Genomic DNA, 25,022 nt, shown 5'->3' with positions numbered 1-25,022 from the left:
GATTTCGAAAGCGCCCGGCGACCGGGTTGGCGTGCCGTGGCTCGGCCATACCTGTGGCCATTGCGCCTTCTGCGCGACCGGGCGGCAGAACCTTTGGGACACGCCGCAATTCACGGCTACACAAGGGACGGGGGCGACGCCGACTCGCCTCTTGGAACATCAGCGAGCCCTGTGGACTTCCGTTAGCGACAAAACCGGCAACCGTTGGGAAACAAAGCGAATGTTGTCGCCGGGGTCCCCATTTTTCATTATTGGAGCCACCTGGCGGTCAAGCATGATGCACGTCAACATCGAGACAATCGCCCTGCGCCTATCCGGCGTACTCTGCAACGCATTGCGGCGCCTCATCCCGCCGTGTTTCGCACCAGTGCCGCCTTCAGTGCACAGAACTGCCGCCGGTGAAGCTTGGCTTGTGGGGGCTTGCGTTGGATCAAGCCACGGCGCCATTTCACCACTAGTCTGAATCAGTCAGTCTCTCGCTAGCGCTGTTCAGCACCCTTGGCAGCTTCCCAGACGTTACCCTTTCCAAGCGGAACCTTGGCCTTGCTTAGGCGTCGGCATAAGTCCACCAAGAAGGAGCAGCATATGTCCAACGAACATGCGCAGGTTGTCTGGTTCGAAGAACTAAGGCGGGCCGACGTTCCTCGCGTCGGTGGCAAGAACGCATCGCTGGGGGAGATGGTGGCCAACCTGGCGCCCGGAGGCATCAAGATTCCACCGGGGTTCGCAGTTACCGCGGAAGCGTATTGGCACTTCATCGACGCGAATGGCCTACAGGAAGCCGTGTCCAGGATGCTCAGCGAACTTGCTGACGGCAAGGTTACCCTCTCCGAGGCCGGGGCCGCCATTCGTCAGCTCATCCTCCGCGGCGAATGGCCCAGGGAGACGGCTGAGGCGATCCGCCTGGCTTATGAAGAGCTGAACCGCCGGACCGGACAGGTCAATACGGACGTGGCAGTGCGCTCGAGCGCGACCGCCGAGGATTTGCCGGATGCGAGTTTCGCCGGACAACAGGAAACCTTCCTCAATATCCGGGGTGATCGTGCGCTCCTTGACGCTTGCCGGCGCTGCTACGCCTCACTCTTCACCGACCGCGCGATCAGCTACAGGCAGGCGAAGGGCTTCGACCATCTGAAGGTTGCGTTGTCGGTCGGCGTCCAACGCATGGTGCGATCCGACCTGAGCGGCGCCGGTGTGATGTTCTCAATAGACACCGAAACCGGCTTCGACAAGGTGGCCCTGATCAACGCCGCCTGGGGTCTGGGCGAGAGCGTCGTGCAGGGCACCGTCGAACCGGACGAGTACGAGGTGTTCAAGCCGCTTCTGTCCAACCCGTCGCTCACGCCGATCATCGGAAAGAAGCTCGGCGACAAGAGCCGCAAGATGATCTACACGAGCGATAGCCGCGTTCCGACCAAGTATGTCCCGACATCGAAGGCAGAACGTGCGTCCTTCGTGTTGGGAGACGAGGAGATTCTCACCTTGTCGCGCTGGGCCCGCACGATCGAAGACCACTATGGCCAGCCTATGGACATCGAATGGGCGAAGGACGGCGAAAGCGGAGAAATGTTCATCGTCCAGGCTAGACCGGAAACCGTCCAGTCGAGACGCGAGGCGAGCGCGGTGAAGACCTATCGCATCAAGAAGGCCGGCCGCAAGTTGATATCGGGCGTGAGCATTGGCGATGCCGTCGCGGCGGGCGTGGTTTGCGTGATCGAGAGCCCACGGGAGATGGGGCGCTTCGTCGACGGCGCCATCCTCGTGACCCAATCCACAGACCCCGACTGGGTGCCCGTCATGCGGCGTGCGGCTGCCATCGTCACCGACCACGGCGGTCGGACCTCGCACGCAGCCATCGTAAGCCGCGAACTCGGGCTTCCGGCTATCGTCGGTACGGGCAATGCCACCCATCTGCTGCACGACGAGCAAGAGGTCACCGTGTCCTGCGCGGAAGGCCGCGAGGGCTTTGTCTACGAAGGCACCGCCGACTATGAAGTCGAGGAAATCGACTTTGGCAGTATCCCGGCAACCCATACCAAGGTCATGCTGAACCTGGCCAACCCCGCAGCAGCCTTTCGCTGGTGGCGGATCCCGGCCGATGGCGTCGGGCTGGCGCGGATGGAGTTCGTGATCAGTAACCACATCAAGATCCATCCAATGGCGCTGGTCCGCTACGACACGCTAAAGGACGATGAGGCGAAGCAGACGATTGCCGGCTTGACAGCTGGGTACGAAAGCAAGACGGAGTACTTCGTGGACCGGCTCGCGCGCGGACTGGGGCGGATTGCCGCTCTCCAGTATCCACATCCGGTAGTGGTCCGCATGAGCGACTTCAAGACCAACGAGTACGCGCATCTGATCGGCGGCGCGGAATTCGAGCCCCGGGAGGAGAACCCGATGCTTGGATTCCGTGGTGCGTCGCGATACTACTCTCCCCGCTATCAAGAAGGCTTCGCGCTGGAATGCCAGGCGATTTGCCGCCTGCGCACGGAGATGGGGTTCACCAATGTGATCGTCATGATTCCGTTCTGCCGCTCGGCGAAAGAGGCGGACCGCGTACTTAAGGTCATGGCGGAGAACGGCCTCGTGCGCGGCGAAGCCGGCCTGAACGTATATGTCATGTGCGAGATCCCGTCGAACGTGATCCTGGCGGGCGAGTTCGCCAGGCGCTTCGATGGCTTTTCGATCGGCAGCAATGACCTGACTCAGCTCACGCTCGGCGTGGACCGCGATTCGGCAGAACTCGCAGAGTTGTTCGACGAGCAGGACGACGCCGTCAAATGGATGATCCGCAGCGTCATCGCAGAGGCGCATAAGGCCGGGGCCGATGTCGGCTTGTGCGGCCAGGCGCCTAGCGACCACCCGGCGTTCGCTGGGTTCCTTGTCGAAAGCGGCATCGATTCGATGTCAGTGAGTCCCGATAGCTTTATCGCGGTCAAGCGTCATGTTGCTGCTGCCGAGCAAGCGAGGACAAGGATCTCGTCTGTATGAGCGTCAGACAGGTGAAGGATGGAAGAGACATGCCGGAAGTACCGAAAAACGTTCCCTACAGCAGCCTGGCCATTAGCCCGATTTCTTCGCTAAAGCGGGCCGGGCTTGCCCTTGCCCGCACCGGTAACGGACGGCCGGGCAGCGCTGGCCGCCCCGCTTTTCGTCGCCTGCCCCGGCTCCTATAGTGGTCCCAAGGAGACCAAGCGCCAGAATGGATCTGTCAACAATCATCCGCAAGACGGCAGCGGACCTGCGTGTTACGCCAAATTTTGCCGACTATGAGACGGAGCGTCGTGGCTTTTCCTGGGACGCCATCCGCAGGACCCTCGGCACTCAGCCCGATGGCGGATTGAATATCGCCTGGCAGGCGGTGGACCGCCATGTGGGACGTGGTGCGGGTGACAAGGTCGCATTCCGCTTTCTTTCCCGCGGCGGACCGGCGGCGCGCGCCGTCACCTACGCAGAGCTGGCCAGGCTCACCAATCGCTTCTGCAACGTACTGCGCGAACTCGGCGTGGGCAAGGGAGACCGCATCTTCATTCTCGCTGGACGCCTCCCGGAGCTTTATACGGCCCTGCTCGGCGGCCTGAAGAACGGCTGCGTGGTCTCGCCGCTGTTCTCGGCATTCGGGCCCGAGCCGATCGCCACGCGACTGAACCTTGGCAAGGGCTCGGTGCTGGTCACCACCGACGAACTCTTCATGCGCAAGGTCGCCGCATGGCGCGACCGCATACCTAGCCTCAAACACGTTCTACTGGTCGCCGAAGACGGCGGCCCAACCGCGATACCGGGCACGCTTGACCTGCCGGCAATGATGCGCAGCGCGACGGACGCGTGCGAGATCACGCCCACCACATCCGAAGACATGGCCCTGTTGCATTTCACCAGCGGCACGACCGGCACGCCAAAGGGGGCGGTGCATGTCCATGGCGCGGCGGCCACCCATTGGGCGACCGGCAGGTATGCGCTCGATCTTCATCCGGACGACATCTTTTGGTGCACGGCCGATCCGGGCTGGGTGACCGGCACATCCTACGGTGCCATCGCCCCATTGCTGCATGGCATAACGTCTATTGTGGACTCTGAAGAATTCGACGCGCAGCGCTGGTATGGAATCCTTCACGACGAAGGCGTTACGGTGTGGTATACGGCGCCGACCGCGATCCGCATGCTAATGAGGGCGGGAACCGATGCGGCCAGAGCGCATGCTTTCCCGCACCTGCGGTTTATCGCCTGTGTCGGCGAGCCCCTGAACCCTGAGGCTGTCTGGTGGGGCAAGAACGTGCTGGGCCTGCCGATTCACGACAACTGGTGGCAGACGGAAACAGGCGGCATCATGATCGCCAACACGCCAGCCTTTGATATCAAGCCTGGCTCGATGGGCAGGCCGCTTCCCGGCGTGGACGCGGCCATCGTGCGGCGCAAGGAAGACGGACGCGCCGAGCTGATCGATACGTCCGGAACCGAGGGAGAGCTTGCGCTCAGAAGCGGCTGGCCGTCGATGTTCCGCGCCTATCTCAACGACGAAGCGCGCTACCGCAAGTGTTTCGCCGGCGAATGGTACCTGACCGGCGACCTTGCTCGCCGCGACGCCGACGGCTACTACTGGTTCGTCGGCCGCACTGACGATGTCATCAAGTCTTCCGGACACCTGCTCGGCCCCTTCGAGGTCGAGAGTGCGCTGATGGAGCACCCGGCCGTCGCCGAGGCCGGCGTCATCGGCAAGCCGGATCCGGTGGCAGGAGAAGTCGTGAAGGCATTCGTATCGCTCAACAAAGGCTTTGAACCTGGTGAAGCGCTGCGCCTGGAGCTTCTTGGCCATGGCAGAAGCCGCCTCGGCGCGGCGGTGGCCCCCAAGGACATCGCCTTCCTGGCGGAATTGCCACGAACGCGCAGTGGCAAGATCATGCGCCGATTGCTGAAGGCCCGCGAACTTGGCCTGCCGGAGGGGGACACCTCCACGCTTGAGACCGGATCATGATGGAGATCGAGCATCCCGCCCCCCCGCCACCTGCCGGGCCGGTGCCCTATGACAAGGAGTTCGCGCTTACGTTGCTGCGCGACATGGTGCGTATTCGCCGCCTTGAGGAGACATGCGCGCAGCGCTATGGCGAAGGCAAGATACGCGGCTTCCTGCACCTGTACATCGGTGAGGAAGCTGTATGCGTTGGTGTTCTCCACGCACTCGCACCGGACGACAATGTGGTCGCCACCTATCGCGAACACGGGCATGCGCTGGTTCGCGGCATGGACATGGGCGTGCTGATGGCCGAAATGTACGGCAAGCAAGAAGGCTGTGCGCGAGGCCGCGGCGGCTCCATGCACCTGTTTAGCCGCGCCACCCGGCTCTTCGGGGGCAACGCCATCGTGGGCGCAGGCTTGCCGCTGGCAGTGGGCCTTGCGCTCGCCGAGCAAATGCAGGGCAGCCAGCGCGTCACCGCCTGCTTCTTTGGCGATGGGGCGGTCGCCGAAGGTGCGTTCCATGAATCGATGAACCTCGCCGCATTGTGGAAGCTGCCGCTTCTGCTCTGCTGCGAAAACAATCTCTACGCGATGGGGACGGCTCTGGAGCGCCATGAGTCCCAGACAGACCTTTGCGCCAAGGCAGCGTCCTACAAGATGCCGGCTTTCGCGGCTGACGGAATGGACGTGGTCGCCGTCTGCGAAGCTGCCCGGAATGCCGTGGCCAGCGTCAGGGGTGGCACGGGGCCGGTGTTCCTTGAACTGCGCACCTATCGCTTCCGCGCGCACTCCATGTACGACCCGGATCTGTACCGCCAGGCGGCCGAAGTCGAGGCGTGGAAGGCACGCGGTCCCATTCATACGTTCACCGCGCGGCTGAAGGCGGAAGGCAAGCTGACGGAAGACGAATTTCTCTCGCTGGACGCCGACGTTGGTGCGGAGGTTGCGAGGGCCGAGGCCTTTGCCGAGGCGGGTACCCTGGAGCCTGTCGAGGATCTGCTGAAGGATGTGTGCTCACCGGCGGGAGGCACCCCATGAGCGTGCGCCTCAGCTACCGCGAGGCCGTGCGCGAAGCCCTGCGCGAGGCGCTTGCCAAGGACCCCCGCGTCTTCCTGATGGGCGAGGACGTCGGCCGCTACGGCGGCAGTTATGCGGTCTCCAAGGGACTGCTGGCCGAGTTCGGCCCGGAACGCATCCGCGATACCCCACTTTCGGAACTCGGCTTCACCGGCGCTGGCATCGGCGCGGCCCTGGGCGGCATGCGCCCCATCGTCGAAGTGATGACCGTCAATTTCAGCCTGCTCGCACTCGACCAGATCGTCAATACCGCAGCCCTGTACCGCCATATGTCTGGTGGGCAGTTCTCCGTACCGCTGGTGATCCGGATGGCCACCGGGGCGGGCCGCCAGGTCGCGGCCCAGCATTCCCACAGCTTCGAGGGCTGGTATGCCAGCATACCTGGCCTCAGGGTCCTGGCGCCGGCCACTGTCGAGGATGCACGCCGCATGCTGGCGCCGGCATTGGCCGATCCCGACCCGGTGCTGATCTTCGAGCATGCAGGCCTGTACAACGTGGAAAGCGAGATCCCGGAAGCGTCCGTCGTGGATATCCACTCGGCACTGGTCAGGCGGCCCGGCAAGGACGTGGCCCTGATCGCGTATGGTGGCGGCCTGCCCAAGGCGATGCAAGCCGCCGATTCGCTTTCGACCCAGGGAATCGATGCCGAGGTGGTCGATTTGCGCGTCCTGCGCCCGCTGGACGATGCGACCATCATGGCATCCGTCGCGAAATGCCGTCGTGCGGTGATCGTCGACGAGGGCTGGCGCAGCGTCAGCCTCGCCGCGGAGGTGATGGCCCGCATTGTCGAGCAGGTTTTCTATGAACTCGACGCACCGGTCGCCCGGGTCTGTTCTGAAGAGGTACCGATTCCCTATGCCAGGCATATGGAAGAGGCCGCCCTGCCCCAGGCCGACAAGATCGCAGCCGCGGCCAGCAAGCTGATCGCATGAGCAAGCCGGCAGCCCTCACCTCCCGTGCCCGCAACCGGCGCATCGTTCCGGCGAGGACAACGTGATCGAATTCCGCCTGCCCTCGCTGGGCGCAGACATGGATGAGGGTACGCTGCTCGAATGGGCCGTGAAGCCCGGCGACACCGTGAAGAAGGGACAGATCATCGCCGTGGTCGACACCAGCAAGGCTGCGATCGAGGTGGAGACGTGGCACGACGGTGTCGTCGCTGAACTCCTGGTTTCGCGGGGAGACAAGATTCCCGTCGGCACGCTGATGGCGACCTTCCTTGAACCTGGCGAAACACCAGGCACCATATGGCACGCGCCTGGGCCAGAGCCGGCGAGCGGCACTCGGGGTCGACGCATGGTGTCCCCGGCAGCGCGCAAGCTCGCTCGGGAACAGGGGATCGACGTCGAAGCCATGACCGGCACCGGGCCGGGTGGCGCGGTAACGCTGGCCGATGTCGAGCAAGCGGCGCGCAAGCCCGCCGCCGCGCCAGGCGACCGATCGGCCGAAATCCGCAAGACCATTGGCGCGGCGATGGCGCGAGCCAAGCGCGAGATTCCTCATTACTACGTCGCAGAGACGATCCCGTTGCGGACTGCGCTCGCCTGGCTCGCCCGGGAAAACGCCAGCCGATCCATGACCGAGCGCGTCCTCCCGGCGGTCTTACTGATCAAAGCCGTCGCAGTCGCTCTCAAGCGCTTCCCCGAGTTAAATGGATTCTTCCACAACGGTGCGTTCAGCGCCGCAACGGCCGTGCACGTCGGGGTCGCGATATCTCTCCGCCAGGGCGGCCTGGTGGCGCCCGCGCTGCTGCATGTCGACAGCAAGCCAGTTGCACAACTGATGCAGGAACTGGCCGACCTGGTCAAACGCTGTCGCGCTGGTTCCCTCAGGCGTGCCGAGTTGTCCGAGCCTACCGTCACCATTACCAATCTCGGGGATCAGGGCGCGGAACAGGTGTTCGGGGTCATCTACCCTCCCCAGGTGGCGCTGGTGGGTTTCGGTCGCATCATTGAGCAGCCATGGGCGGAAAACGGTGCGGTGGCAGTGATGCCCGCCATGACAGCCAGCCTCTCGGCCGACCATCGTGTCTCCGACGGTCATCGCGGCGCGCTCTTTCTCACCGAACTACGGGAACTGCTGCAACTGCCTGAGGAGCTTGACCGATGAACAACGCCAGTATCCGCGCCGTCGTCGTGTCCACGTTGTGCGAGATCGCCCCTGAGATCGAGCCGCAGGCCCTGCGCCCGGATCGTCCCCTGCGCAGGGAGGTCGACCTTGATTCCATGGACTGGCTCCGCTTCCTCCTTGCCCTGCACGAGAAATTGAAAGTGGATATCCCTGAATCCGACTACGGCCGGCTCGTCACGCTAGACGATGTCGTGTCCTACCTGGAAGCCGCAGCGACACGTTGAGCCTGCTTCGGCCCGCAGGCGAGAGAACGCCGTGTCCTGCACGCCCGGCACATGGCACCGGATGGAAGCCCTTCGCGGAACAGTGGTGTTCCGTGTCGCCAGCGGGCAAGCCAAAAGCATTGGGGGCAACATGCCAGAGTACGTCAAAACCCCGTCTCCCGAACCGAGACCCACCTGGGTGGAACACTATCCCCCAGGCGTGCCTGCGGAGGTCGACGTCCATCGCTTTGCTTCGCTTGCCGACATGCTCGCGCACAGTTGCCGGCGATACGCCACGCGTGCGGCCTTCACCAGCATGAAAGCTGTCCTCACGTACGCGGAACTCGATTGCCTGACGCGCGACTTTGCCTCGTATCTGCAGCGGCTGGGGCTAAGCCGGGGTGATCGCGTGGCGATCATGCTGCCAAACCTGCTACAGTACCCCGTGGTGCTCTTCGGGATCCTGCGTGCCGGCATGGTGGTGGTCAACGTCAACCCCCTCTACACGGCGCCCGAGTTGCGGCATCAGCTTGCAGATTCAGGCGCGACCGCGATCGTGGTGTTGGAGAACTTTGCCCACACCTTGCAGGCGGTTCTCGGCTTCACTGCCGTGCGTCACATCGTGACCACGAAGGTGGGCGATCTTCTCCCTCCGTTGCGGGCACGCCTGGTCAACCTTCTCGTCAAGTGGATCCAGCGTCGCGTGCCGCCGTGGCGGCTGCCGGGTTCGGTCAGCTTCCATGCCGCGCTGCGACGTGGCCGTCGTCAGCCGCCAGACGAACCTCCGCTTACGCCGGAGGATATTGCCCTGCTGCAATACACGGGCGGCACGACCGGGATACCAAAGGGGGCAATCCTCTCGCACGGCAACCTGGTGGCCAATGTCGAGCAGATTTCCGCCTGGCTTGGCGCGACCCTGGAGGCAGGCAAGGAAGTCGTGGTAACGCCGCTGCCACTGCATCACATCTTTGCACTGACGGCGAACCTGTTGACGTTCGTGCGATGGGGTGGCAACAACGTGCTTATCACCGACCCGCGCGATCTCCGCACTCTGCTGCGTACGCTGCGGACCACGCGCTTCAGCGCGATCAGCGGGGTGAATACCTTGTTCAGGCTATTGCTCGACGCACCGGGTTTTGCGGAGGTCTGCCGGGCAAACGCCGGCAGCCTCAAGGTGGCGGTTGCCGGCGGCATGGCTGTGCAGCGCGAGGTGGCGCTGCACTGGCAACAGGCAACCGGAATCCCGTTGACCGAAGGGTATGCCTTGACCGAAGCCGCACCGGTTGTCTGTATCAATCCTGTGGGTGGCGTGGCGTTCAGCGGGGCTGTCGGCATGCCGCTGCCCTCCACGCGGGTAGCCATCCGGGACGAGACGGGTCTCGACCTCCCTCCGGGCCAGGCGGGCGAGATTTGTGTGCAGGGCCCGCAGGTCATGCGGGGCTACTGGAATATGCCGGAGGAAACGGCACGCGTTCTCGGCGTCGGCGGGTGGATGCGCACCGGCGACATGGGTGTGATGGACCCCCGAGGCAGTATCCGCTTCCTCGCGCGCAGCAAGGAGGTCATCGTGGTATCCGGCTTCAAGGTCTACCCCAAGGAAATCGAGGATGTGGCCATGCAGCATCCCGGCATCCGGGACGCCTGCGCCATCGGCGTCGCGGACGAACGCTCCGGCGAGGCAGTCAAGCTCCTCGTGGTCAGGCGCGATCCCGCGCTTTCCGCCGAGGCGGTGCTGGCCCATTGCCGCGCGCAGTTGACCGGTTACAAGGTTCCCCACTACGTTGAGTTCCGGCCATCGCTGGCCAGGTCGGCCCTCGGCAAGGTCTTGCTCAGGCCGCCAACCGAAGGGCAGGCAACTGCCGTCGGAATGCGCCCCTGAGTTGGCAGCGGGTGAAGACGCAATGAATGACAGGCGCGATCCTACTCCCCCTTATGGCCCCGAACCCGGGCCTGCCGATGCGCAGCGTCTGCTTGGCATCGTACGCGCGCTGGCGGCAGAGCTGCGGCCCAGTGCGCAGGAAGTCGGCACTTTGGGGATCGATCATTCGCTCGAGCGCGATTTCGGCCTGGACAGCCTGGCGCGCGCGGAGCTGCTGACGCGCATCGAGCACGAATATGGCGCCAGGGTCAATGAAGAAGCGATCATGGCCGCCGAGACGCCTCGTGACCTGCTCAGTCTGGCAGGGCACGGCGCAGCCGCCGCCATCCCCGCTGCGATGCCCACGGTTCCCGTCGTGCAAGGTGCGGCCAGGACGGGAGCAGCCAACCGGCCCCCAGACAGTGCCGCGACGCTAATGGATCTGATTGACTGGCATGCGGCGTCCCATGGCGATGAGCTATACGCCACCCTCCAGGGGAGCGGCGAACTCAGCTACGGGTCAATGCGGGCGGGCGCGCTTGCCGTAGCCACTGGCCTGGCGCGGCAGGGCCTGGCCGCAGGTGACCGGGTGGCACTGATGCTGCCGACCGGACGCGACTTCTTCGATGTCTTCTTCGGCGCGCTTTATGCGGGTTGCATCCCTGTCCCGCTTTATCCGCCCGCGCGCCTCTCCCAGATCGAGGATCACATGCGGCGCAGCGCCGGAATCCTTGCCAATGCCGAGGCTGCCATCCTCGTGACTGTGCCACCGGCCAAGCCCCTGCTACGCCTGCTTCGCGCGCAATGCGCGGCACTGCGCCAGATCCTGGCGCCTGCCGATCTCAGCGCCGCTGGTGATGCCCCGACCGGCGCAGGGCGCGGGCGGCCGGATGACATTGCCTTTCTGCAATACACCTCCGGCAGCACGGGCAACCCAAAAGGGGTCGTGCTGACGCATGCCAATCTGCTCGCCAACTTGCGGGCGATGGAGCGTGCCGCGCATGTTACCGCGGCCGATGTCTTTGTTTCGTGGCTGCCGCTGTACCACGACATGGGCCTGATCGGCGCCTGCATGGGGAGCCTGCAGGTTGGATTCCGCCTGGTGCTGCTGTCGCCCACTGACTTCCTGACGCGCCCTGCCTCTTGGCTGTGGGCCATTCACCAGCATCGCGGCACGGTGTCCGCGGCGCCGAACTTCGCCTACGAGCTCTGCGCGAGCAAGATTGATGAAAAGGATCTTGCCGGCCTGGACCTGAGTTCGTGGCGCCTGGCATACAACGGTGCTGAGCCGGTCAGCCCGGAAACCATTGACAGCTTTACCGCACGCTTTGCCAGGTATGGCTTCGATCGCGCTGCCGTGACCCCTGTATACGGCCTTGCCGAATGCTCGGTCGGACTCGCGTTCCCGCCAGCAGGACGTGGGCCGTGCGTCGACCAGATCGATCGGGATGCGCTCGCGCGCCAGGGTATCGCCCGTGCGCCGGACCGGTCGGGGCGCAAGGCGCTCAGGCTGGTCTCTAGCGGCCTGCCATTGCCGGGACATCAGATCCGCATCGCCGATCCAGCCGGGCACGAGTTGCCCGAACGCGCGCTGGGGCATGTCCAGTTCCGGGGCCCGTCCGCGACCACGGGCTACTTCCGCAACCCCGACGCCACGGCGGGCCTGTTCGATGGCTTATGGCTGAAGACCGGCGATATGGGCTATATCGCAGCCGGCGAGCTTTATCTGACAGGGCGCCTCAAGGACATCATCATTCGCGCTGGCCAGCACTTGTTTCCGCAGGAACTCGAAGAGGCGATCAGCCGGGTGGGTGGCGTGCGCAAAGGCGGTGTCGCGGTGTTCCCCGCCACCGATGCGCGCTCCGGTACCGAGCGCCTGGTCGTTCTGGCCGAGACGCGCGAAGAGGACGATGACGCGCGCAGCCGGATACGCGCCGAGATCAGCCATCTGGCGGTCGATCTGATGGGCATGCCTGTCGACGAAGTGGTGCTGGCGCCGCCGCGCACGGTACTCAAGACGTCCAGCGGCAAGCTGCGCCGCGCCGCCTGCCGGGAGTTGTACGAACGGGGCGAGATCCATGGCACGCCGCGCGCGCCCTGGCGTCAATTGCTACGGATTGCCATCTCTGGCGCAAGCGTCCAATTCGCGCGCTTCCTGCATCAGGCCTCAGCGTGGCTCTGGGGTGCCTGGGTATGGACGGTTTGCGTCCTGTTTGCCTTGCCAGCCTGTCTGCTGGTGGTGCTTTTGCCGGGGCGCCCGCTGCGTCGGCGCAGCGCGCGGGCCAGCGCCCGGCTCGGCCTCGCGCTGACTGGGCTGTCTCCGAAGATCGAAGGCCTGCCCGACCTCGGCCGGTCGGCACCGGTGGTCATTGTGGCCAACCACGCCAGCTACACCGATGTGATTCTGCTCACGGCGGTGCTGCCTGCCCACTTCACCTTTGTGGCGAAGCAGGAACTGCTGCGGAGCCCGCCGCTGGCGATGCTGCTAGGCAGGCTTGGCTGCGCCTTCGTTGAGCGCTTCGACCCCGCGCGTGGGCTCGAAGATACGAGTGCGTTGGAGAAGCGAATCCTGCGGGGCGAATCCCTCGTCTTCTTCCCCGAGGGCACCTTCCGGCGAGAGCCCGGATTGATGCCATTTCGATTGGGCGCGTTCCGGTGCGCCGCCCGCGCGCGGGCGGCGGTCATTCCCATCGCCCTGATCGGCACCCGCTCATTGCTGCGGGACGGGCGCTGGTGGCCGAGTCGTGCTTCGTTGGCACTCGTTGCCGGCGAAGCGGTGTTCGCATCAGGCGATGACTGGCAAGCATTATTGCGACTGCGCGACGCGGCACGCAACGAGATCCGCACGAGGCTACAGGAGCCAGACGCGGCAGATTGATCGGCCGTACTGTCGGATACTACTGTCGGCCCCGTTCAGGCCAGCACCTGCTCGGCGGGTACATGGGCGTAGCCATGAGCGCTTGCGACGGCCGGATAGGTCACACTCCCGCGACAGATATTCAGCCCGGCCCGCAGGCAGGGATCGTCTGAGAGCGCGCGGGACCATCCCTTGTCGGCAAGAGCCATCGCATAACCGATCGTGGCGTTGTTCAGGGCAAAGGTGGAGGTCCTGGCCACGGCTGCCGGCATGTTGGTCACGCAGTAGTGCAGCACGCCGTCCACCACATAGGTCGGATCCGTATGGCTGGTCGGACGCGATGTCTCGGCGCAGCCTCCCTGGTCTATCGCCACATCCACCAGCACCGAACCGGCTTTCATGCGCGCGAGCATCGCACGCGTGACCAGCTTGGGCGCTTCGGCGCCCGGCACCAGCACCGCGCCGATGACGGCATCGGCCGAGAGCAACGCGCGCTCGATACTGTCAGCGCTGGAGTAGACCGTCACGACCTGATTGCCGTACATAGAGCCGAGATGCCGCAGACGATCGATATTCTTGTCCAATACCGTCACGCGCGCCCCCATGCCAACCGCGATCTGGGCAGCATTGGCGCCCACCACGCCGGCACCGATCACCACGATATGTGCCGGCGCGACGCCCGGGACGCCGCCGAGCAGCAGTCCCATGCCGCCATGCGGCTTCTCGAGGTAGGCTGCCGCCACCTGGACTGACATGCGGCCGGCCACCTCGCTCATGGGGGCCAGCAACGGCAGACCACCGTCAGGCCCCGTAACCGTCTCATAAGCGATGCAGACCGCGCCGGATTTCAGCAGCGCGGCAGTCAGCTCACGGTCCGCGGCCAGATGCAGGTATGCATAGAGGATCTGCCCAGGCTTGAGGAGCCCCAGTTCGCGTGGTTGCGGCTCCTTGACTTTGACAATCATCTGGGCCCCGTCGTACACGGCCTTCGCATCGGCAGCCAGCTTCGCGCCAGCCGCTTCGTATTGCGCGTCGGAAAGGCCAAGCGCGGCCCCGGCCCCGGCCTGGACCATGACCTGGTGACCGCGGCTGATAAGTTCGCGCACGCAGGCAGGCGTCAGGCCTACCCGGTACTCGTTGTCCTTGATCTCTTTCGGCACACCGATCAACATGGCCTTGCTCACACGGGTGGCAATTCCGGCAGATTCCGCACCAGGTGCTTGAATCGTCCCCAGTCCACGGCCGGATGCACCGAGGCCTCTCCGTGACCATATGCCCGCACCAGGACCGACACTTGCATGGCAGTCTCGATGTCGTTGGCCTCGAAGATATCGAGATAGTCGTAGGGCCCAAGGGTTGCATAGCTGCCCAGCCATTTCACGTCCGGACAGGCTTTCTCCAGATAGCCGGCAACGCCGCGTTCCAGTGCTTCGAAGGAGCGCGGCTGCCGCAGGGATTCCACGGAGACACGGGTTTCCATGATAAATATCGCCATGTTCGACTCCTCAAGGTGGCTGACTAATTGTCGGCCGCATAGCTAGAGGCTAGCTGCTGTCTGGCCGCAGCCCTTGTCTCAGCGCAACGTCCGGCATGGAACCCCTGGCCCCCTTGCTCGTTACGCGCAAAGTTCCTGCGCGAAGGCTCGTCTGACCTGCCAATTGAGTCATCATCAGATGTCACACGATTGACGTTTGCGATCACCACTTGCCGGAGGCACCACCACCGCCAAAACCGCCGCCACCGCCGCCGAATCCCCCGGGGCCCGAGCGGCCGCCATATCTTCCCGAGCGGCCGCCAATAGCCAGCAAGCCCATGTGCGGGCCGCCCGTCAGCGTGAACAAGAGCGCGATTGCCCCCGCAAAGATACCGGCAAAGATAGCGCCAGAAAGCATCCACGCGACCACACCAACGGCCCCACCCGTCGCGACTGCACCCGGGAAGCGCCCCAGCATGGAGCGCAGTAACCCACCCAGGACCAGAGTGAGCACAAGGAGGATTGGCATCAGTTGCCGGACGGGGTCACCCCTATCCCCTGCCGTTTCCTTCGGCGGTGGCAGCTGCTCCCCTTCGATGACCCCAAGCATGCGGTCGACGCCCGCAGACACACCGCCATAAAAATCACCCCGCTTGAATCGGGGCACGATATCTTCACTGATGATGCGCTTGCTCGCGGCGTCAGTCAGGACGCCTTCGAGGCCGTAGCCCACCTCAATGCGAAGGGCGCGGTCATCCTTGGCGATGATGAGGAGCGCGCCGTCATCGACGCGCTTGCGTCCCAGCTTCCATTGCTCGACCACGCGAAGCGAATACTGTTCGATGGTTTCCGGTCGAGTAGTGGGAACCATGAGAATTGCAACCTGAGTTCCTTTCCTGGCTTCGAAGGCTTGCAGCGTCTGGTCCAGGGACGCCTGCTGTTCGCGCGTGAGCGTACCGGTCAGGTCAGTCACTCGCGCCGTCAATGACGGAACGGCAACCTCAGCAATGGCTCCGATAGACACGAAGGCAGTAAGCGCCAGAAGCAGGCCTCGCGCGGCCGAGAGCAGGTTCAACTGGCACCTCCGGGGCGCTGGCCGCAGCGGCACCGACTAATGGCGAGCATTACAACAAGCACCGCCCATATCTTTCGCACGGGACACCTCCGTCCTTTCGCGGCCGTCAGAGCGAAGCCGCATGAGCATGACTATTTGAGGGTGCTCCGGAGGAGCAGGCGCTGCCGCAGAACTGGTTCTTCCACACTCATCCTGGTTTGCAAGGACGATAGGTCTCTCGCTTTCCCTCAGGAGACCCAGGGGTCAGCAGGTGACAAGATCTGTATGTCCGAAGCCCTTGGAATAGTCGAGCACGGAAATGACCATCGCGGTTACCCTGAATATTCGGACGTCCTCCACGGTCGGCATCGGCACCGGCAAGGCAACCTGCTCCGGATACTTCAATGGGAACATCCGCAGGATCCTCTCCGCTACGGCCACATCGACCACCAGTTGCGCATGCGCCGCCATCGACAGGCCGGTAATCGCCATGAGATCTGGCGTATCGTGATCGATTGTCAGCGAGACACGGTCGTCCAATGCCAGATTCGCCGCCTTTTGGCTGCTCGGACCACAGAGGAAGTAGAGCGTGAGACCCTCATTCACATAGCCCACAGTGGTAGCCTGAGGCCAGCCATCCGGCCTTAGGGTGGCAAGCGTCATGATCCTGTGTTGGTTCAACAAGGTCAGGATCTTCTGTCTGATCTCTTCGTCCATATTTGCTCACCTGTTACGCCAGTACAAACAACATTAACGGGGCCGGCATGGTCGGGGAGGACCTTCAGCCAGCACGTTTTTGGACAAATGCCCCGCATCTTCTTCATTCCATGACAGCAAGGGCTGCTTCAGGCCCATGTCTTGCCTCTCCCGCCAGCCACCCCGGCTTCGGCGATGGGTTATTTCCAAAGTAGCGGTCGCAAGGGCATGCGGGTTGATGGCTGTCAACGAAGCCCTAAGTCCCCGTGGCCTGCCGAATGCCCTCGCCCTGACCTGCATCAACCGGCCTACCCTCCCCCCGCCTAAGCTGGAGGCAATGTCTGCGCTCCCGTACCCGGGAGCCGCTTCACCGCTGTCTACGGGCACTCAGCCAGGGAGGCAATGCCATGTATCAGACCATCCTCGTCACCATCGACGGCAGCGCCTGCGCCGATCGCGCACTTGACGAGGCCATCCGCCTCGCCTCGCTGTGCGAGGCCACCCTGGAGATCGTCCACGTCGTTGACAACAGCTATCTCAAGTACGACATGGGCTACGGCAACCTTGCCGACCTGCGCCCCGACCTGGTGGAAGGCGGCCGCAAGCTGCTTGCCAACGCCGAGGCCAGGACCCATGCCGGCCAAGTGGTATGCCACACGCAACTGGTTGACGAGATCCTTGCGCTCGGCGACATCGCCATGGCCATCGACGCCGCGGCTCAGCGCACCCACGCCGACCTGGTAGTGGTGGGCACGCATGGCAGGCGCGGGGTACGGCGCCTGGTGATGGGCAGCGTGGCCGAGGGCGTGGTGTGCAGATCGAAAGTGCCGGTGCTGCTGGTGCGGGCGTCTAAGGCCGCGTAAGCCATGGCAGCGCTCTCCGGTGCGGATGATGGCGCCGGGCCGCGCCTGCCCGTGGACGACGACGAACCACCAGCGCATAACCGCCCAGCCGCGGCAACACCGGGTCGGCACGGCGATCCGCACGCGCCACAGGCCGCGTCCCTGCCGCCGGCCCTATCCTGGGCGGCCGAGCACGAAGCCGGCGAGATCCTGGACAGGCTTGCCGCGACCGACGCCGGATTGACCGAACGCGAGGCTGCTGCCCGGTTGGCCACCTGCGGCCCCAACCGCATCGCCGCCAGCCAGGGGCCCCACCGGCTCGCCAGCCTGGCGCGACGGCTTGGCGGCCCTGTCAACGTAATGCTGATCGTGCTGTCCGCGCTCTCGGTATTCGTGCACGACTACAGTGCCGCCGCCTTGATCGGCGGGATGATCGTCCTAAGCGTCACGCTGGCCACCTGGCAGGAAACGCGCAGCGACCGTGCGGTGGCCGCGCTGCGCACCATGGTCCACACCACCATTGCGCTGCGGCGTCGGGCGGACGAGGACAGCGCGCCCAGCACGCAGGAGCGCCCAATCTCCGAGCTCGTTCCGGGCGACATCATCCACCTGGCGGCAGGAGACCTGGTGCCCGCCGACGTCCGACTGCTGGCCTCGAAGGACCTGTTCGTGAACCAGGCGGCCTTGACCGGCGAGTCAATGCCCGTGGAGAAATTCGCCGCATCCTGCGCGGGCGCGACCCTGCCCGGCGAGCTCGGCAACATCGCCCTGATGGGGACGGCGGTGTTCAGCGGGACAGCCACGGCGGTCGTCGTGCTGACCGGCGACCGCGCGGTGTTCGACCACATTGCCGAGTCAATCGCCGTGCGCGGCCCGCCCAGCGACTTCGAGGTTGGGCTGAGCCGCATCGCCCGGCTGATGCTGGCGATCATCGCGGTAATGGCACCATTGGTGTTCCTGATCAACTGGCTGACCAAGGGTGACTGGTTCGGTGCGCTGCTGTTCGCGATGGCCGTCGGCGTAGGCCTCGCGCCGGAGATGCTGCCAATGCTGGTCACCGTCAACCTAGCCAGGGGCGCGCTGGCGATGTCGCGGCGCAAGGTCATCATCAAGCGGCTGGCGGCGATCCAGAACCTGGGCGCGATGGACACACTCTGCTCGGACAAGACCGGCACGCTGACGCAGGACCACGTCATCCTCAAGCATCATGTCGACCTGGCGGGACACGACAGCGAGCGGGTGCTGGAATTTGCCTATCTCAACAGCTATTTCCAGTCGGGCCTGCATAACCTGCTCGACGTGGCCGTGCTCCAGCATGAGGATCTTGGTGCGCGCCTGCGCACTGAGCAGGCCTACCGGCTGATCGACGAGGTTCCCTATGACTTCACCCGGCGCCGCATGTCCGTCGTGGTGCAGGCGCCTGGCGCCCGGCAGTTGATTTGCAAGGGCGCGGTCGAGGAAGTGTTCTCCGTCTGCACCGCAGCCGAGCTGGGCGGCGAGCGCGTGCCGCTGGATGCCGCGCACTACCGCTCGTTGATGGCGATCAGCGAGCGTCTGAACGACGATGGCTTCCGCGTCATCGCCATTGCATTCCGGGAACTGCCGGCGGCACCGGACACGCACGCGTACTGCCTAGCCGACGAGCAGGGGCTGACCCTGCTCGGCTACATTGCGTTCCTCGATCCGCCCAAGGAGAGCGCCGCGGCGGCGCTGGCGGCGCTTGCCGCGAGCGGCATCGAGGTCAAGATCCTGACCGGGGACAGTCCCCGTATCGCGAGCAAGATCTGCCAGATGGTCGGGCTCCCGCGCAGCCACCCGGTCCTCGGCAGCGACCTGGACAATCTCGACGCGCACGGCATCGCCGAGGCCGCGCTGCACAACCAGCTCTTTGCCAAGCTCACGCCGGCGCACAAGGCATCCATCGTGCGCGCCCTGCGCGAGCACGGCAGGGTGGTCGGCGTGCTGGGCGATGGCATCAACGACGGGCCCGCGCTGCGGGCCGCCGACGTGGGCATTTCCGTGGACAGCGCCGCCGACATTGCCCGGGAGACGGCAGATGTCATCCTGCTGGAAAAGAGCCTGCTGGTCCTGCACGACGGCGTGATGGAGGGCCGGCGGGTCTTTGCCAACCTGCTCAAGTACCTGCGCATGAGCGTCAGCTCCAACTTCGGCATTATCTTCAGCGTGCTGGGAGCGAGCGCCTGGCTGCCATTCCTCCCGATGGCGCCGATCCAGCTCCTGACCAACAACCTGCTCTACGATTTCTCTCAGACCGCGATACCCACCGACAATGTCGACGACGAGTCCTTGGGCAAGCCCAGGCGCTGGGAAGTCGGCAAGATCGGCGAGTACATCCTCTGCATGGGTCCGATCAGCTCAATCTTCGACTACCTGACCTTCGCCGCGCTGTTCTGGGTCCTTGGCGCCAATACGCCCGCGCAGGCCGCGCTATTCCAGACGGGTTGGTTCATCGAGTCGAAAGCCGCCCCAGCCATGCCCTGCTGGCCACCACGATCGCGCTCTGCCTTGTCGGCGCCTGGCTGCCGTACTCGCCGCTGGCCGCGGCCCTGGGCGTGCAGCCGCTGCCGACCGCTTTCTTGCCGCTGCTCGGGAGCATCCTGCTTGGGTATGCCGGCGCCGCATTTGCCACGCGCCGACTACTGGCCAGGTGGATCCCGGTGGACTGAGGCGGACCGCGGGCGGGAGGGCCGGAGGTACCGGGCTATTCGATGCGGAAAAGTTCATGCGCCAGCGCGTAGCTGAACGCATATTCCAGTTCGCCGGAAGCCTGGGCATGCAACGTACAGAGCGGCGCGCCGGCTACGACCTCGTCGCCAGTGCGGACATGCAGTTCCAGCCCGGCCACTTGCCGGCGCGGCGCCCCGGCCAGCTTCGCCGCGCGCGCGACGTGCCGGTTGTCGACGGACGCCACGATGCCACTGCGGGCTGCGACCACGTCGCGCCGGAACACCGCCTGCCCCGGGGTGCGCAGCCCCCCTTGCGCTTCACAGATCGCCTGGAAACGGGTCCAGGCGGCACCGCTGTCGAGCAGACTGCCAGCCTGCAGCCGTCCCTGCCCGACCGGCATCGCGCCGCAAAACTCCAGCAACTCGCCAGCCAGCAGCAGCGAGCGTTCGCGCAGGTCGGCGGGCGCCGTCCGCTGGCACTGCAGCACCGCCAGCACGTCGATCGCCTCGAGCGCGGGCCCGACGCCCCGGCCCACTGGCTGCGAGCCGTCGGTGCGCAGAATCCGGATCTTCAACCCGAAAGCGTCCGCGACTTTGGTCATGGCGATATGCAGACGCTCCAGCTCGCTGTCTTCGCGGATCTTGGCCGTCGGCCCCACCGGCACGTCGATCAGCACGTGGGTGGAGCCAGCGGCAATCTTCTTCGACAGGATTGAGGCCACCAGCTGCGCATCGCTGTCGATATCCAGGGCGCGCTCCACGCGGATCAGCATGTCGTCCGCGGGACTCAGGCTCAGCGCCCCGCCCCACACCAGGGCCGCCCCGACCTGTTCCACCACGCGCCGCAGTTCCGTCGCATCCAGCGTCACGCGGGTCAGGGCTTCCATCGTATCGGCGGTGCCGGCGGGCGAAGTGATCGCGCGCGACGAGGTCTTGGGCAGCAGCAGCCCGGCCGCTGCCGCAATGGCCACGACGATCGGTGTGGTGCGATTGCCCGGCAGCCCGCCGACGCAATGCTTGTCCGCAACCACCTCGCGGTCCCAGCTCAGGCGCTGGCCGGACCGGACCATGGCCCGGGTCAGGTCGACGGTCTCGCGCAGGTTCATGCGACCGTCCGCGCAGGCGGTGAGGAATGCGGCAATATGCACGTCGGCGTACCGCCCTGCACTGATGTCGCCAATGATGCCGTCCAGCTGGGCGCTGTCCAGGTGGCAGCCATAGATCTTGGCACGCAGTGCCCGCACCGACTCCAGCGCGGGCGCATGCGTGACATGCACGACATCGCCGGCGCGTGCGGAAAGCGTCCGTGCCGCGCTCACCGACAGGCTCGCTTCGCCCATGTTCAACAGCGGCGCGCCCAGCAGCGTCAGCGTGGCGATCAATGACCTGTCGCCGATCTGCACGCGTACGCGCGCCTGCGCAGAAAAGCCCTCGGCGCGGCAGACGGGGCAATCCGGGTGCATGTAGATGACATGCTCCTGCCACGTATCGATCTCGAGCGGCCGGAACACCAGCGTCCCGACTTCGCGGGACGCGGCGGCGGCCACGACATCGCCGAGGCGGCAGGGAATTCCGGGATCAAAACTGGGATCGTTCACGTCATGCCTTGCCGCGTATGACGCTGCTAGCGAGCATCGAGGGCGTCTAGGTTGAGCAACTCGATGGTCTTGCCCTGCACGGTGAGCAGCCCTTCCTGCTGGAACTTTGACAAGATCCGGCTCACGGTTTCCAGGGTCACGCCGAGAAAGCTGCCGATGTCCTCACGCGTCATGCGCAGCACAAAGGACGTGGCCGAATAGCCCCGCTCGCGGTAGCGTGCCGAGACGTTCAACAGGAATGCCGCCACGCGCTGCTCGGCGGACATATTGCCCAACAGCATCATCTGGCGCGATTCCCTGACGATCTCGGCACTGAACATCTTGTGCAACTGGCGTTGCAGCGGTTTGATCTCGCGGCAAAGCGCCTCGAGCAGGTGGAAGGGGATCACGCAGACCACGCTATCTTCCAGGGCAATCGCATCGCAGTTATGGGTTTCCTGGCAGACGCCTTCCATGCCGATGGCGTCCCCGGCCATAAAGAAGCCCGAGATGGTCTCCTTGCCCCGCTCCGGCGCCACCACGGTCTTGAACGAGCCGACGCGGACCGCATAGAGGCTGCGGAACGGATCGCCGGCGCGGTACAGCCGTTCGCCCTGCTTGACCGAACGCCAGCCTTGCACGACGGAGTCCAAGCGGGCCATTTCGCCGGCCTCCAGGCTGGCGGCGGCCATGCAGATATTCCGCATCATGCAGGTCGTGCATCTGGCCCGACCATCGCCCGGCACCTTCGCTGCAGGCATCCCATCCTCGCGCCTGTCGAGCGCGCCGGACATGTCGGTCGCGTCACAAACAGCATCAACCTCAGTATGCAAGTCAAACATGGTTGTCTCCGTTCCGCCGGCCTTCCTGGTTCCGACCCGCGTTCGCACATCGCCTGGCGGACCGCATCTGCATGCACGCCGCTATGTTTGATTGAAGTATTGGACGGCACGGGTTCCACGCCTAGAAGGCTGCGCTGAGTTGCGTGTCAGGAATGCAGCGTCGCTTGTCAGGGTTCCCTGACACCGGTCATGCCGTACGCCCAGGCTTTCCGCGCAGGCGCATGTGACGCAACACCGGTATCTGGCGCACACACCCGAGGACAATCTGCGGCCGTTTGATGCAAAGCAAACCGCAATTGGCCCGGCTTGCCAAAGTAAGAGCATCCGGTGCGCACCGCGCGCCGCCCTCCCAGGAGACCGAGATGACCAACATCAAGCGTTACGACCCGTTTTCAATCGAACCGCTCGGCGACCTGCTGCAGAGCATGCTGCGCAACTGGCGGATTGCGCCTGACACCGAACTGCCGTTCAAGGTCGACGTGGCCGAGTCCGACAGCAGCTTCACCATTACCGCCGACCTGCCGGGCGTGAAGAAGGAAGACATCAACGTCAGCGTAGACCGTGGGACTGTGATGATCTCCGCCAAGCTCGAGAAGGCTTCCGAGGTGAAGGAAGGCGACCGCGTGATCCGCCAGGAGCGCTACAGCGGCTCGATGCAGCGCGCCTTTACGCTGGACGGCAACATCGACACGGAAAAGATCGATGCCAGCTTCCAGGAGGGCGTGCTGCGTCTGGTGCTGCCCAAGAAGGAAAGCTCGACCCAGCAACGCATTACCGTACGTTAGGCGAGTGCGCCGAAAAGGAGACCGGGATGCTAGTCCAGGATATCTGCTCAGCGAAAGCCGTGCATGTCCCGCTGTCCTGCACCCTGCAGGAAGCTGCCGTACAAATGCGGGACCGCCACGTCGGTGCGCTGATCGTGACAGAGAATTCACCGGCCGGGACGCGCGCAGTCGGCATGGTCACGGACCGGGACATCGTCATCGGTGCGACGGCCACCGGTGCCGACCCATGCCAGACCGACGTGGTCGAGGTGATGACCCGTGCTCTGGTGGGGATCCAACGGGATGCCGTCGTCGCCGACGCAATGCAGTTGATGCTGACGCACGGCGTAAGGCGCCTGGCGGTGCTGGATGGCGAGGCAGTGATCGGGGTGATTGCGCTCGATGACCTGTTCGCCGCCCTCGCAACCGACTGGGGCATGCTGTTTTCGCTCGTGCGCAAGGAGCATGAGCGAGAGCGTTCCGGCAGCGCGCCGACCCGGTTACACACTTGACCACCAATGCGTCTTTTGACCCCGCACCCGGTGCCCTTTTCGGCGCCGGGCTCGTACAGAGGTAAAGCATGAAATCAGATCATCAGATCCAGAAGGACGTCGCCGAGGAACTCGACTGGGACCCGGCGATTGATGCGGCGTCCATCGGCGTCGAGGTCCATGAGGGGATCGTCACGCTGAACGGGCACCTGTCCAGCTATGCGGAGAAGCTCGCCGCCGAGCGCGCCACGGAACGCGTCTCAGGCGTACGCGCGGTCGTCGTCAAGCTCGACGTGCATCCGCCCGGCGCCTTCCTCGACGAAGCCATTGCGGAGGCGGCTCGCGAGGCGTTGCAATGGCACGTACATGTGCCCTCGGATGTCATCAAGGTTCGCGTCGAGCGCGGCTGGGTCACGCTGTCGGGCAACGTCGAATGGGGCTACCAGAAGAACCTGGCCGAACGCACGGTCAGCCAGTTACGTGGCGTGATCGGCGTCGTCAACAACATCCGGATGAATGAGAAGACCGCGCCCCCCGATGTGGAGAATCGCATCGAAGAGGCGCTGCGCCGCCATGCCGTGCGCGAGGCCCACCATATCAGCGTCAAGGTCGAGAACGGCACCGCCACGCTGAGCGGCCACGTGGATTCCCTGGCCGACCGCCGCGCGGCCATCGGTGCCGTATGGTCGGCGCCGGGCATCTCGGCGGTCATCGATCAGCTGGAAACGCGGCCGTGACGCCGATGCCGCGTGTCCGCGCCGGCACGCACGGAGCAGGCGGCACGCGCCGCCATCGCGCCCGAGGGCGCAAGGCAAACAGGAGGCAACCGACATGAAAGGCGATATCCAGCTCAAGCAGCACGTGGTCGAGGAACTGGCCTGGGACCCGGCCGTCGATGCCGCGGAGGTCGGCGTCCAGGTCAACGACGGCGTGGTGACGCTGACCGGCCATCTCACCAGCCATGCCACCAAGTACGCCGCCGAAGAGGCCGTCAGGCGCGTGCCCGGCGTGAAGGGCTTGGCCGTCGAAATCGATGTGCGCCTGCCCGATGACGCGCAGCGCACGGACGCCGACATCGCACGCGCCGCGAGCAACATCCTGGCGTGGACCTCGGTGCTGCCCGCAGATCGCATCCAGGTGATGGTCGAGGACGGCTGCGTCACGCTGACCGGCACGGTCGACTGGAACTACCAGCGCCTGGCCGCGGAGCGCGCGGTGGCCGGCCTCTACGGAGTGGTCAGCGTAGCCAACGCCATTGTGGTCCAGCCCGCGATCGCGGCCCACGACGTGAAGGAGCGGATCGCCAGGGCCATCGAGCGCCAGGCGGCGGACGACGCGACCCATGTCACCGTCGACGTTAAGGACGGCGTGGTGACGCTGCGCGGAAGCCTGCGCAGCTGGGCCGAGCGCGAGGCCGCGTTCGAAGCCGCCTGGGCGGCGCCGGGGGTCAGCGAGGTGTCGAACATCATCCAGGTGAATCTCTGACCTCCCGACAGGGCCCAGGACGCCGGGGCTGC

20 protein-coding genes and 1 pseudogene are annotated in these 25,022 nt (G+C 64.9%); 15 read left to right on the top strand and 6 right to left on the bottom strand.

From position 1 onward, the window contains the following. Window positions 1-16 precede the first annotated feature (16 nt). From ABNX08_RS08630 to ABNX08_RS08590, 9 genes and pseudogenes are all read left to right on the top strand, one after another. Window positions 17-141, top strand: a pseudogene (locus ABNX08_RS08630) (alcohol dehydrogenase); the annotation flags it as partial. 444 nt (window positions 142-585) lie between these two features. After that, a complete protein-coding gene (ppsA, locus tag ABNX08_RS08625; RefSeq protein WP_022534788.1) occupies window positions 586-2,991 on the top strand; it encodes a phosphoenolpyruvate synthase in 2,406 nt (801 codons plus the stop codon). A gap of 211 nt (window positions 2,992-3,202) precedes the next feature. Next, window positions 3,203-4,972 (top strand): acetate--CoA ligase, encoded by a 1,770-nt coding sequence (gene acsA / locus ABNX08_RS08620; protein WP_022534787.1) that lies wholly within the window; start codon window positions 3,203-3,205, stop codon window positions 4,970-4,972. Next, window positions 4,969-5,991: a pyruvate dehydrogenase (acetyl-transferring) E1 component subunit alpha gene (gene pdhA, locus ABNX08_RS08615; RefSeq protein ID WP_022534786.1), complete on the top strand. Its 1,023-nt coding sequence runs from the start codon at window positions 4,969-4,971 to the stop codon at window positions 5,989-5,991. Before acsA ends, pdhA begins: the two co-directional genes overlap by 4 nt. Beyond that, window positions 5,988-6,962, top strand: coding sequence for an alpha-ketoacid dehydrogenase subunit beta (locus ABNX08_RS08610; RefSeq protein ID WP_022534785.1), 975 nt, complete (start codon window positions 5,988-5,990; stop codon window positions 6,960-6,962). Before pdhA ends, ABNX08_RS08610 begins: the two co-directional genes overlap by 4 nt. Before the next feature lie 61 nt (window positions 6,963-7,023). Beyond that, window positions 7,024-8,139, top strand: coding sequence for a dihydrolipoamide acetyltransferase family protein (locus ABNX08_RS08605; protein WP_349605061.1), 1,116 nt, complete (start codon window positions 7,024-7,026; stop codon window positions 8,137-8,139). Beyond that, complete coding sequence (locus ABNX08_RS08600; RefSeq protein WP_022534781.1) at window positions 8,136-8,384, top strand: acyl carrier protein; 249 nt, start codon at window positions 8,136-8,138, stop codon at window positions 8,382-8,384. Before ABNX08_RS08605 ends, ABNX08_RS08600 begins: the two co-directional genes overlap by 4 nt. A gap of 178 nt (window positions 8,385-8,562) precedes the next feature. Beyond that, window positions 8,563-10,242 (top strand): AMP-binding protein, encoded by a 1,680-nt coding sequence (locus tag ABNX08_RS08595; protein ID WP_349605063.1) that lies wholly within the window; start codon window positions 8,563-8,565, stop codon window positions 10,240-10,242. Between the two features lie 22 nt (window positions 10,243-10,264). Next, window positions 10,265-13,099, top strand: coding sequence for an AMP-binding protein (locus tag ABNX08_RS08590; RefSeq protein WP_349605065.1), 2,835 nt, complete (start codon window positions 10,265-10,267; stop codon window positions 13,097-13,099). A 35-nt stretch (window positions 13,100-13,134) separates the two neighbouring features. Here the strand turns inward: ABNX08_RS08590 and ald are convergent, their stop codons facing one another. The 4 genes from ald to ABNX08_RS08570 form a co-directional block, all read right to left on the bottom strand. After that, window positions 13,135-14,250, bottom strand: coding sequence for an alanine dehydrogenase (ald, locus tag ABNX08_RS08585; protein WP_041681368.1), 1,116 nt, complete (start codon window positions 14,248-14,250; stop codon window positions 13,135-13,137). An 8-nt stretch (window positions 14,251-14,258) separates the two neighbouring features. Beyond that, window positions 14,259-14,573: a GYD domain-containing protein gene (locus ABNX08_RS08580; protein WP_022534777.1), complete on the bottom strand. Its 315-nt coding sequence runs from the start codon at window positions 14,571-14,573 to the stop codon at window positions 14,259-14,261. A 202-nt stretch (window positions 14,574-14,775) separates the two neighbouring features. Further along, window positions 14,776-15,627 (bottom strand): YgcG family protein, encoded by an 852-nt coding sequence (locus tag ABNX08_RS08575; protein WP_022534776.1) that lies wholly within the window; start codon window positions 15,625-15,627, stop codon window positions 14,776-14,778. A gap of 243 nt (window positions 15,628-15,870) precedes the next feature. Continuing rightward, window positions 15,871-16,323: a pyridoxamine 5'-phosphate oxidase family protein gene (locus tag ABNX08_RS08570; protein WP_022534775.1), complete on the bottom strand. Its 453-nt coding sequence runs from the start codon at window positions 16,321-16,323 to the stop codon at window positions 15,871-15,873. 386 nt (window positions 16,324-16,709) lie between these two features. Between ABNX08_RS08570 and ABNX08_RS08565 the strand changes: the two genes are divergently transcribed. Beyond that, window positions 16,710-17,165, top strand: coding sequence for a universal stress protein (locus tag ABNX08_RS08565; protein ID WP_022534774.1), 456 nt, complete (start codon window positions 16,710-16,712; stop codon window positions 17,163-17,165). 3 nt (window positions 17,166-17,168) lie between these two features. Further along, entirely contained in the window at window positions 17,169-19,907 is a 2,739-nt protein-coding gene (mgtA, locus tag ABNX08_RS08560; RefSeq protein ID WP_022534773.1) for a magnesium-translocating P-type ATPase, read from the top strand. Here mgtA and ABNX08_RS08555 read toward each other — a convergent pair. Together ABNX08_RS08555 and ABNX08_RS08550 are read right to left on the bottom strand one after the other, a co-directional pair. Continuing rightward, entirely contained in the window at window positions 19,867-21,294 is a 1,428-nt protein-coding gene (locus tag ABNX08_RS08555) for a thymidine phosphorylase family protein (protein WP_349605091.1), read from the bottom strand. The genes mgtA and ABNX08_RS08555 overlap by 41 nt on opposite strands. A gap of 161 nt (window positions 21,295-21,455) precedes the next feature. After that, window positions 21,456-22,250, bottom strand: coding sequence for a helix-turn-helix domain-containing protein (locus tag ABNX08_RS08550; protein ID WP_022534771.1), 795 nt, complete (start codon window positions 22,248-22,250; stop codon window positions 21,456-21,458). A gap of 362 nt (window positions 22,251-22,612) precedes the next feature. On the opposite strand from ABNX08_RS08550, the gene ABNX08_RS08545 reads away from it, so the two are divergent. From ABNX08_RS08545 to ABNX08_RS08530, 4 genes are all read left to right on the top strand, one after another. Then, window positions 22,613-23,035: an Hsp20/alpha crystallin family protein gene (locus ABNX08_RS08545; protein ID WP_022534770.1), complete on the top strand. Its 423-nt coding sequence runs from the start codon at window positions 22,613-22,615 to the stop codon at window positions 23,033-23,035. A 26-nt stretch (window positions 23,036-23,061) separates the two neighbouring features. After that, complete coding sequence (locus tag ABNX08_RS08540) at window positions 23,062-23,526, top strand: cyclic nucleotide-binding/CBS domain-containing protein (protein WP_022534769.1); 465 nt, start codon at window positions 23,062-23,064, stop codon at window positions 23,524-23,526. Between the two features lie 68 nt (window positions 23,527-23,594). Then, window positions 23,595-24,242, top strand: coding sequence for a BON domain-containing protein (locus tag ABNX08_RS08535; protein ID WP_022534768.1), 648 nt, complete (start codon window positions 23,595-23,597; stop codon window positions 24,240-24,242). A 94-nt stretch (window positions 24,243-24,336) separates the two neighbouring features. Beyond that, a complete protein-coding gene (locus ABNX08_RS08530) occupies window positions 24,337-24,990 on the top strand; it encodes a BON domain-containing protein (protein ID WP_022534767.1) in 654 nt (217 codons plus the stop codon). Window positions 24,991-25,022: the final 32 nt, after the last annotated feature.

Source organism: Cupriavidus sp. DF5525 (genome assembly GCF_040149425.2).
In the GTDB taxonomy this organism is placed as follows: Bacteria; Pseudomonadota; Gammaproteobacteria; order Burkholderiales; family Burkholderiaceae; genus Cupriavidus; species Cupriavidus pickettii_A.
The sequence above is the reverse complement of the archived record's forward strand: the minus strand, read 5'-3'. Positions and strand labels throughout refer to the sequence as shown.

Bases quoted from the DNA above. Each gene is read 5' to 3' on its own strand.
- ABNX08_RS08580 (WP_022534777.1), bottom strand. From the start codon at position 14,573: ATGGCGATATTTATCATGGAAACCCGTGTCTCCGTGGAATCCCTGCGG.
- ABNX08_RS08535 (WP_022534768.1), top strand. From the start codon at position 23,595: ATGAAATCAGATCATCAGATCCAGAAGGACGTCGCCGAGGAACTCGAC.
- ppsA (WP_022534788.1), top strand. From the start codon at position 586: ATGTCCAACGAACATGCGCAGGTTGTCTGGTTCGAAGAACTAAGGCGG.
- ABNX08_RS08545 (WP_022534770.1), top strand. From the start codon at position 22,613: ATGACCAACATCAAGCGTTACGACCCGTTTTCAATCGAACCGCTCGGC.
- ABNX08_RS08530 (WP_022534767.1), top strand. From the start codon at position 24,337: ATGAAAGGCGATATCCAGCTCAAGCAGCACGTGGTCGAGGAACTGGCC.
- ABNX08_RS08610 (WP_022534785.1), top strand. From the start codon at position 5,988: ATGAGCGTGCGCCTCAGCTACCGCGAGGCCGTGCGCGAAGCCCTGCGC.
- mgtA (WP_022534773.1), top strand. From the start codon at position 17,169: ATGGCAGCGCTCTCCGGTGCGGATGATGGCGCCGGGCCGCGCCTGCCC.
- ABNX08_RS08540 (WP_022534769.1), top strand. From the start codon at position 23,062: ATGCTAGTCCAGGATATCTGCTCAGCGAAAGCCGTGCATGTCCCGCTG.
- ABNX08_RS08565 (WP_022534774.1), top strand. From the start codon at position 16,710: ATGTATCAGACCATCCTCGTCACCATCGACGGCAGCGCCTGCGCCGAT.
- acsA (WP_022534787.1), top strand. From the start codon at position 3,203: ATGGATCTGTCAACAATCATCCGCAAGACGGCAGCGGACCTGCGTGTT.
- ABNX08_RS08570 (WP_022534775.1), bottom strand. From the start codon at position 16,323: ATGGACGAAGAGATCAGACAGAAGATCCTGACCTTGTTGAACCAACAC.
- ABNX08_RS08555 (WP_349605091.1), bottom strand. From the start codon at position 21,294: ATGCACCCGGATTGCCCCGTCTGCCGCGCCGAGGGCTTTTCTGCGCAG.
- ABNX08_RS08600 (WP_022534781.1), top strand. From the start codon at position 8,136: ATGAACAACGCCAGTATCCGCGCCGTCGTCGTGTCCACGTTGTGCGAG.
- pdhA (WP_022534786.1), top strand. From the start codon at position 4,969: ATGATGGAGATCGAGCATCCCGCCCCCCCGCCACCTGCCGGGCCGGTG.
- ald (WP_041681368.1), bottom strand. From the start codon at position 14,250: ATGTTGATCGGTGTGCCGAAAGAGATCAAGGACAACGAGTACCGGGTA.
- ABNX08_RS08550 (WP_022534771.1), bottom strand. From the start codon at position 22,250: ATGTTTGACTTGCATACTGAGGTTGATGCTGTTTGTGACGCGACCGAC.
- ABNX08_RS08590 (WP_349605065.1), top strand. From the start codon at position 10,265: ATGAATGACAGGCGCGATCCTACTCCCCCTTATGGCCCCGAACCCGGG.